We start from the raw sequence: 2,104 nt of genomic DNA on the forward strand, positions 1-2,104 counted from the left end.
CCGCTACAGTGGGCCTGGGGGGAACAAGAGCTGGGATTCGCGCCGGATGTTGGAGCAGAAGATGAGGATGATGGCGAACCTGCATCCTCGGATTCTTACAAGGCGAAAAGTATTCCTTGGCAGGAAGTAGCTTCATTGTGGCGGCCTGTTTTCGTTGCTCTGCTAGAGACTGGTACGTTCACGTTCTCGGATGAGTTCTTTACCCCGAGTGAGAAGATCAGATGGTCCCAAACACCGGATGCGATTGATCTATTGATCCAGCTATTCCACGCTGATGTCCCCATCCAATGGAATAAGGGTGTCCTGGATAACGTCTCTGATGAGGCCCAACTGTTAATTCATCATGTRCTTACGCTTGATCCACGACTTGAAGTGCTGCATAACAAATGGATTCGAACGACGATTAACCCGGAACACACACATATGGTGCGATGGCCGGGACTTGAGATAAGTCCGTTTACCGTTACATTGCTAGAGAGGTGAGGTGTTGACCATGAACTATTCGATCGAACAAGTGCAGCAGGCTTCCCGGCTGTTCTTCGAGCTGCTTCGCAAACGTGTTCTCCCCGTCGATGATCCGTCTGTTACGGAGTGTATGCAAGATGCCAAGTCATTCGACGCGCTTCAATATGTGGCGCAGGAAGCCGGGTGTCGGGTGATGAATTCCGGGCTTCGCCTTCATTTGCTGGTCAATCCTATCGGTTCGGGCTTCGCCTCCAACTTCACGCAGTTGCGAAGCAAGTATTCGAGGGTTGACCGTAAGGTTCATATGCACATTATGAACATCATTATCCTCGTATTCTTGGCTGAGATGGACCAGGATGAGCAGCATTTCAAGGCTGGACAAGACAGCATGTCTTACCTCCAGATCACAGAACAGGTGTCCGCACTCTTCCAGGCGTGGTCTCAACTGGAGGAGTCAGAAGGCCGATTCAGTAAGGAATGGAGGCTGGATATTCGCGCTATGCATGAGGTGTGGCACGTTCTATTCAATCAGACGAAAAATCAGGAAGAGGGAGACCAGTTAACGCGGGGTTCCAATTCGCGGTTCGGTCTCATCCATGAAGCGATGAAGATGCTTGAAGATGAACAGCTCGTGTTCGTCTCGGATTCCGAGAAGCGGGTATTCCCCCGGGAAGAGCTCTATGAGCGGATGCGCTACCTGTTCCATGACGTAAGTCGATACAAAGAACTGCGCGGATTAATCGAGCAAACGTTAACAGCGAAGGAAGGTGACCCCGCACATGCCACGCATTGAACGAATCCGAATTGTCGGAGTTAAGTATGAGAAGATGCTTAAGAAGTATGATGATCTGATTCTGGATATGTGCAATGACAACGATCCGGACAATACGCTCATTACGTTGATGAACGGAGGCGGAAAGGGTGTTTTGCTGCAGCTTATTTTTCAACTGCTCATTCCTAAGACACCTTGGGGGAAAAACAACGAGAATCAGGTCGAAGCTTTCTTCTACAACTTGAAGAAACAGCTTCGTCCTTATACGTTCCATGTCGGAATCGAATGGCGCTTGGATCACAGTGAACGCGTGGAGTTCATCACGACCGGAATTGCCATTACGGCGAACACCTCGATGGACCAACAAGATGTGAAGGTCGACTACTTGCTCTATGCTCTGATGGATTACAAGGAAGGAGCTGAGCTTAGTCTCACCACTTTACCCTTATATGATTCGGAAGCCGAACAAGCGGTATCCTTCGATACCATTCAGCAATTCGTTCGTAACCGGCGCAATCAGATTGTATCCTTCGGCAGCCACAGCTCTGACTTGAAAAAGTATTATGACTTCCTGACTGAGCGGGATATTCATATCGCCGAGTGGCGAAGCATGAAGCGAATTAACGGGGAAGAAGGAGGGATCAAGGGATACTTCAGCAAGAACGACGCCTTCACCAACGACAAGCTGTTCGAGAACTTGATCTTGCCCGAAATCGGTGCCAGTCTCAATGAAGGGCTGCGAGAAGACGAAACCTCGCTGCAACGCATGTTCATCGATGCCGCAACGGTTGCACAACGACTCCCGATCCTGGAACAGCGAGAGCAGGCGTATCGGGAGTTCATCGATTATGCTGGACCCTTGTCCAC

Annotated in this window: 2 protein-coding genes and 1 pseudogene; all 3 read left to right on the top strand. The window is 50.0% G+C overall.

Annotation, left to right across the window (positions count from 1 at the left end; all coding sequences use genetic code 11):
* The coding region (locus tag AC1DWB_RS34010) for a hypothetical protein (protein WP_477545496.1) at positions 1–483 on the top strand (483 nt) is incomplete at its 5' end.
* 10 nt (positions 484–493) lie between these two features.
* Positions 494–1,258, top strand: coding sequence for a DUF6063 family protein (locus AC1DWB_RS34015; protein ID WP_477545497.1), 765 nt, complete (start codon positions 494–496; stop codon positions 1,256–1,258).
* A pseudogene (locus AC1DWB_RS34020) lies at positions 1,245–2,104 on the top strand (hypothetical protein); the annotation flags it as partial. The gene AC1DWB_RS34015 and the pseudogene AC1DWB_RS34020, both read left to right, overlap by 14 nt.

This window comes from Paenibacillus sp. P4_E11 (assembly GCF_056401635.1).

What these genes read in the sequence shown, in the direction of transcription:
- AC1DWB_RS34015 (WP_477545497.1), top strand. Translation starts at nt 494, where the DNA reads ATGAACTATTCGATCGAACAAGTGCAGCAGGCTTCCCGGCTGTTCTTC.